This is a genomic window from Vibrio sp. Y2-5, assembly GCF_014596725.1.
In the GTDB taxonomy this organism is placed as follows: Bacteria; Pseudomonadota; Gammaproteobacteria; order Enterobacterales; family Vibrionaceae; genus Vibrio.
Genome location: NZ_JACVEG010000007.1, coordinates 199,435 through 205,570 on the forward strand (window position 1 = coordinate 199,435; position 6,136 = coordinate 205,570).

Sequence of the window (6,136 nt, forward strand, 5' to 3'; positions counted from 1 at the left end):
CACTTGCAATACGGAAGTAAATACATTCCAATAGAGCATCTATTTACTGGTTACTCACCAATCAGCCTTCTGATTCGTGAAAAATCAGTGCAGAAAAAACACATTGGAGTGGAAGATGAGTGATAAAATTTTGCAGCTATCTGATGATGGTTTCGAGAACGATGTAATCAAAGCTGCAGGTCCTGTTCTAGTAGATTTTTGGGCAGAATGGTGTGGTCCTTGTAAGATGATTGCCCCTATTCTTGATGAAATCGCAGAAGAATACGAAGGTAAACTCACTATCGGTAAATTGAATATCGACCACAACGCAGGTACACCGCCTAAGTTCGGTATTCGTGGTATTCCTACGCTATTGCTATTTAAAGATGGCAGCGTTGCAGCGACAAAAGTAGGCGCGCTGTCTAAAACTCAACTGAAAGAGTTCTTGGACGCAAACCTATAATTCGCCATAACTTTACCGTACATAGAAATATGTACGGTTTTGTTTTTGTAAAAAACAATTTCTAGACTAGGCTAATATTTAGTGCTAGTTTATCGCACGTAAATTAAACAAGTGTTCACTTCTTGGTCAATCCTGAGACCAAATCCATCTTAACTAGAAAATAGATCCTATTTTGACTAAACAAGTATCCACCACAATGAATCTAACAGAACTGAAGAACAGACCCGTATCTGATCTTGTCAAACTTGGTGAGAGCCTAGGCCTAGAAAACCTTGCGCGTCTGAGAAAACAAGACATTATTTTTGCCATCTTGAAAGCGCACGCGAAGAGCGGTGAAGATATCTTCGGCGACGGTGTTTTGGAAATTCTTCAAGACGGTTTTGGTTTCTTGCGTAGCGCAGACAGTTCTTACCTTGCAGGCCCAGATGATATCTATGTATCTCCAAGCCAAATTCGTCGTTTCAACCTACGCACTGGTGATTCGATTGCAGGGAAAATTCGCCCGCCAAAAGAAGGTGAACGTTACTTTGCACTACTGAAAGTGAACACTGTTAACCACGACAAGCCTGATAACGCACGTAACAAAATCCTATTTGAGAACTTAACTCCGCTGCACGCTAATGAGCGTATGGTAATGGAGCGTGGTAATGGCTCGACTGAAGACATTACAGCACGTGTTCTTGATCTCGCATCTCCTATCGGTAAAGGTCAACGTGGTCTGATTGTAGCTCCGCCAAAAGCGGGTAAAACTATGTTGCTACAAAACATCGCCCAAAGTATTGCTAACAACCACCCTGAATGTGAATTGATGGTACTTCTTATTGACGAACGTCCTGAAGAAGTGACTGAGATGCAACGTCTTGTAAAAGGTGAAGTGATTGCATCTACGTTTGATGAGCCAGCATCTCGTCACGTTCAAGTTGCAGAGATGGTTATCGAAAAAGCAAAACGTCTTGTTGAACACAAGAAAGACGTAGTTATCCTTCTTGACTCAATCACTCGTCTAGCGCGTGCTTACAACACAGTAATCCCTTCATCAGGTAAAGTTCTTACCGGTGGTGTGGACGCTAACGCACTACACCGTCCAAAGCGTTTCTTCGGTGCAGCTCGTAATGTGGAAGAAGGTGGTAGCTTAACTATCATTGCGACAGCACTTGTTGACACTGGTTCTAAGATGGATGAAGTGATTTACGAAGAGTTCAAAGGTACAGGTAACATGGAACTGCACTTGAACCGTAAGATTGCAGAAAAACGTGTTTTCCCTGCTATTGACTTCAACCGTTCTGGTACTCGTCGTGAAGAGCTATTAACTAAGCCTGATGAGCTACAAAAAATGTGGATCCTGCGTAAGATTGTTCACCCTATGGGCGAAACTGACGCAATGGAATTCCTCATCGACAAGCTGGCAATGACCAAAACCAATGATGAATTCTTTGACGCAATGCGCCGTCAGTAATGAATAAACATTGATTATTTTGAAGCACCACCCATTGGGTGGTGTTTTTGTTTGCATTCTTTTCATTACCGCACGACAATTATGAGGAATGTTAACAGGAGGTTAATATGCAACAAGGACTGTTGTTTAGTTTATTCCTCTCTCTTTTATTTGCTTGGACACCGGTTTCTGCTGTTGAGGTTTCATCAACAAGCCAGCAAAACTTGCTGCAAGATCATCTGCTACAGCAGAAGGTTACAGAACTGGTCGACTTGGCGATAAAAGACGATATCGATGCCCTTTCATTTGCTGTAGAACGTATCTCGTTGCCACAGCAGGAAGTCGCTCGCTTTCTATTACTGCAGCACTTAGAACAACAGCAAGTCGCTCTGTCTGAGAATTTGTTCCATTTTGTTGAAAAGCAAAAAAACATCGTTCCTGTTTATCAAGTACTAGAGAAGGGGGAAGGGTATGAATTTTCCGTTCCTGCATTTGACTACATAGCTATTGCTCACCGCTTAACAAAACAGTGGAAACAAGAGCAGAGCGTGCTTAACTTCATCCTAAAAGCCGAAAGTGGAGAATTAAAACTGGATGAATGGTTATCTGGACCTGACTATTTAGTACAAGAGCGGGAAAATTTGCTGTTGAGTGAGTTCGATAACTTGTCTGAGAAAGTACAGCACGATCTTGTTCAGCAACTGACTCAGGTAAAAGTTGTGGTTTGGTTACCTTCATCGAGTGTGATGGTTAAAATGGCACAGGTAACAGGTGACCTTCAGCTTTATAAGTTGTTGTGGTTAATGCGCGCGGATTTTTACGTTGAGCAAGAGCTTGAGCGTTTAGCAAATGTTGGTGATGATTTTGCCATTAATCAAATCATGTTAGCCGCAGACAATCCGCGACTGGCGACCAGTGCATTGCAGTATTTAGTCCAAATACCGAAACCTTTTTCTGATCAAGTGAAGCAGTTTTTAGTGAAGCGCTTAGAGAACTCTTCGGATGCGCCAATCGTGGCTCAAGCACTTGTGGAACAAGGATATCAATCGTGGTTGAAAGAACTGTTGAACAGCAATCGCCGTGTTGAAAGCCAAGCTATTCTACAGGTTCTTTCTCAGCAATAAGAGTTCACTATGCTCAGGACAATCTCTCTACAAGAGCACAGCGCTTTTTAGAAAAGAGAAATCGATAGCAAAGTGTTTTTTGTTATACTGCGTGCAGTTTAATCATCCATAGAGCAGTTATGAGCTTTAAAAACTTACGTGATTTCCTTGACCATCTTGAAGCACAGGGACAACTCAAGCGTATTTCTCATCCTATTGATCCGCATTATGAAATGACGGAGATCAGTGATCGAACACTACGCCAAGCTGGCCCTGCTTTGTTATTTGAAAACCCTATTGGTTACGATTTTCCTGTCCTGACGAACCTATTTGGTACACCAGAGCGTGTCGCCATTGGTATGGGACGCGAAAACGTTCAAGATCTACGTGAAGTTGGAAAACTGTTGGCATATTTGAAAGAGCCCGAGCCACCTCGTGGGTTTCGTGATGCTCTTGATAAACTTCCGGTCTTCAAACAAGTATTGAACATGCCAGCGAAAAAGCTGCGTAAAGCACCGTGTCAGGACATTATTTGGCAAGGTGAAGATGTCGATTTGGATAAAATCCCCGTGATGAGTTGTTGGGCTGATGATGTTGCCCCTCTTTTGACTTGGGGGTTAACTATCACTAGAGGCCCAAACAAAAAGCGTCAGAATTTGGGTATCTATCGCCAACAAAAGATCGCGAAGAATAAAGTTATCATGCGCTGGTTAGCTCATCGTGGTGGAGCGCTTGATCTTAGAGAGTGGATGGAAGCAAACCCAGGAAAGAACTTCCCTGTTTCGGTCGCTTTTGGTGCTGACCCTGCCACTATCTTAGGTGCTGTTACCCCTGTGCCGGATACGTTATCCGAATATGCTTTCGCAGGTTTATTACGGGGCAGCAAAACAGAAGTGGTTAAATCAATCAGTAATGATTTGGAAGTGCCAGCCAGTGCTGAAATAGTACTGGAAGGCTACATCGATCCGAATGAATTCGCGGATGAAGGCCCTTATGGTGATCACACAGGTTACTATAATGAGGTTGAACGACATCATGTCTTTACTGTGACTCACATTACCATGCGTAACGAACCTATCTATCACAGTACTTATACTGGTCGTCCACCTGATGAACCCGCTGTTTTGGGTGTGGCACTGAATGAAGTTTTTGTGCCTATTCTACAAAAGCAATTTCCTGAAATTGTAGACTTCTACCTACCGCCAGAAGGGTGTTCTTACCGCATGGCCGTAGTAACAATGAAGAAGCAATACCCTGGTCATGCGAAGCGAGTCATGATGGGCGTGTGGTCTTTCTTACGCCAGTTCATGTACACCAAATATGTGGTTGTGCTTGATGAAGGCGTCAATGCTCGAAATTGGCATTCCGTGACCCAAGCCATGTGTGAACATATGGATCCGGTACGCGATACATTAATGATAGAGAACACGCCGATCGATTCGTTGGATTTTGCTTCTCCGGTGGCGGGACTAGGTTCCAAGATGGGCTTAGATGCAACGATGAAATGGGATGCCGAACTTGCGATGACACCTAAAATCGAAGCTCGACCATCTCACTCAATAGAAGATGCGGATATTGAAGAGTTCAAACGACGTTTCCCGCAAGTCGAAGATATCTATTTTCCACCGACATCTGAAAATCGTATCGCTATCGTTTCAATGCGTAAATATTCTGCTGGTGAATCAAAAGCATTATTGGAAGCAGTATGGACCTTTTTAGCTGAGTACACTGACGCCAAGTTCGTTGTACTGTGCGACGATGATGTGAATGCTCGTGATTGGAATGATATTATCTGGGCTATCACAACAAGAATGGACCCAGCTCGAGATACCTATGTTATTCCCGCTCAAAATGGTGCTGTGTCAAAATTAGGTTTGGATGCAACCAACAAATTTGAGGGTGAAGTATCGCGGGAGTGGGGAACACCAATTCACAAAGACCCTAAGTTGGTAGAGAAAATCGATGCCATCTGGGATGAACTAGGAATTCTATGACTTTTACTGTACGTTTGCTGCCAAGCGAGCTTCAGTTTGAAGTTGAAAAAGGGCAAACGATATTGGAAGCTGCGCTCAACCAGCAAATTCCATTTCCTCATCGTTGCCAAGTGGGGGCATGTGCTGCATGCCTGTGCCGTAAAGTGGAAGGTGATGTAACTTACCATCTAGAGCCTATGCTTACAGAGAAAGAGCAAGCTGAAGGATGGATATTCCCCTGCCAAGCTGTAGCTGAAAGTCATTTGGTACTTACTTTTTCAGAGTAGGTAAGAAGGATAAATATGACCATTAAATGTAAAGTAAAGTCGATACAGTCTTTAGCCAGTAATACATATCAAATACTGCTTCATCCTGATCAGCCAGTTACATTCAAAGCTGGCCAGTACTTAATGGTAGTGATGGGCGAGAAAGACAAACGTCCATTTTCAATCGCAAGTAGTCCTTGCCGTCATGAAGGTGAGCTTGAGTTACACATTGGTGCAGCTGAGCATAATGCTTATGCAATCGAAGTTGTACAGCTGATGCGTGAAGCATTAGAAAAGCAGCTTGAAGTTGAAATTGATGCGCCACATGGTGATGCATGGGTTAGAGAGAACAGCGAAAGCCCGATATTACTTATTGCTGGCGGTACTGGTTTTAGCTACGTTCGTTCGATCTTGGATCACTGTATTGCCCAAAACAAAGCTAATCCTATCTATTTATACTGGGGAGCTCGTGACGAAAGCCAACTTTATGCTTTGACTGAACTCGAGCAGATAGCTGCGAAACATGAAAATGTCCATTTTATTCCGGTAGTTGAAGAAGCTGATACAGACTGGCAAGGAAAAGTAGGTAATGTATTGCAAGCAATAAGCTCTGATTTCGATTCTCTGGCTGATTTTGATATCTATATTGCTGGACGCTTTGAAATGGCTGGTGCTGCGAGAGAACAATTTACTCAAAATAAACAAGCGTTGAGTGAAAAGATGTTTGCTGATGCATACGCTTTTATATAAAAACTTACTAAATTCGAGATGAAAAAGAGGGCTAAAAGCCCTCTTTTTGTTATTTTTGCTGCTTTATTAAACGAACGAGCTGTTTTTTCAATTTTTTTTAAAAAAGCACTTGCGCAGTTTTAATTCCTCCCTATAATGCCGCCTCACTGACACGGCAGACGTCGCAA

6 protein-coding genes are annotated in these 6,136 nt (G+C 42.9%); all 6 read left to right on the forward strand.

The genetic code is table 11. From position 1 onward, the window contains the following. The first annotated feature begins 115 nt into the window (after positions 1 to 115). Positions 116 to 442, forward strand: a complete 327-nt coding sequence (gene trxA / locus HUO09_RS16725; RefSeq protein ID WP_042489933.1) for a thioredoxin TrxA — start codon at positions 116 to 118, stop codon at positions 440 to 442. 196 nt (positions 443 to 638) lie between these two features. After that, positions 639 to 1,898: a transcription termination factor Rho gene (rho, locus tag HUO09_RS16730; protein ID WP_102941608.1), complete on the forward strand. Its 1,260-nt coding sequence runs from the start codon at positions 639 to 641 to the stop codon at positions 1,896 to 1,898. Positions 1,899 to 2,005: 107 nt separating this feature from the next. Continuing rightward, complete coding sequence (locus HUO09_RS16735) at positions 2,006 to 3,001, forward strand: hypothetical protein (protein WP_188234645.1); 996 nt, start codon at positions 2,006 to 2,008, stop codon at positions 2,999 to 3,001. 119 nt (positions 3,002 to 3,120) lie between these two features. Continuing rightward, positions 3,121 to 4,974: a 4-hydroxy-3-polyprenylbenzoate decarboxylase gene (gene ubiD / locus HUO09_RS16740; RefSeq protein WP_188234646.1), complete on the forward strand. Its 1,854-nt coding sequence runs from the start codon at positions 3,121 to 3,123 to the stop codon at positions 4,972 to 4,974. Beyond that, on the forward strand, positions 4,971 to 5,240 hold the full coding sequence (locus tag HUO09_RS16745; protein WP_188234647.1) for a 2Fe-2S iron-sulfur cluster-binding protein: 270 nt from the start codon (positions 4,971 to 4,973) through the stop codon (positions 5,238 to 5,240). The genes ubiD and HUO09_RS16745 overlap by 4 nt, the downstream gene beginning before the upstream one ends. A gap of 15 nt (positions 5,241 to 5,255) precedes the next feature. Beyond that, entirely contained in the window at positions 5,256 to 5,969 is a 714-nt protein-coding gene (gene fre / locus HUO09_RS16750) for an NAD(P)H-flavin reductase (protein ID WP_188234648.1), read from the forward strand. Positions 5,970 to 6,136: the final 167 nt, after the last annotated feature.

Bases quoted from the DNA above. Each gene is read 5' to 3' on its own strand.
- trxA (WP_042489933.1), top strand. From the start codon at position 116: ATGAGTGATAAAATTTTGCAGCTATCTGATGATGGTTTCGAGAACGAT.
- rho (WP_102941608.1), top strand. From the start codon at position 639: ATGAATCTAACAGAACTGAAGAACAGACCCGTATCTGATCTTGTCAAA.
- HUO09_RS16735 (WP_188234645.1), top strand. From the start codon at position 2,006: ATGCAACAAGGACTGTTGTTTAGTTTATTCCTCTCTCTTTTATTTGCT.
- ubiD (WP_188234646.1), top strand. From the start codon at position 3,121: ATGAGCTTTAAAAACTTACGTGATTTCCTTGACCATCTTGAAGCACAG.
- HUO09_RS16745 (WP_188234647.1), top strand. From the start codon at position 4,971: ATGACTTTTACTGTACGTTTGCTGCCAAGCGAGCTTCAGTTTGAAGTT.
- fre (WP_188234648.1), top strand. From the start codon at position 5,256: ATGACCATTAAATGTAAAGTAAAGTCGATACAGTCTTTAGCCAGTAAT.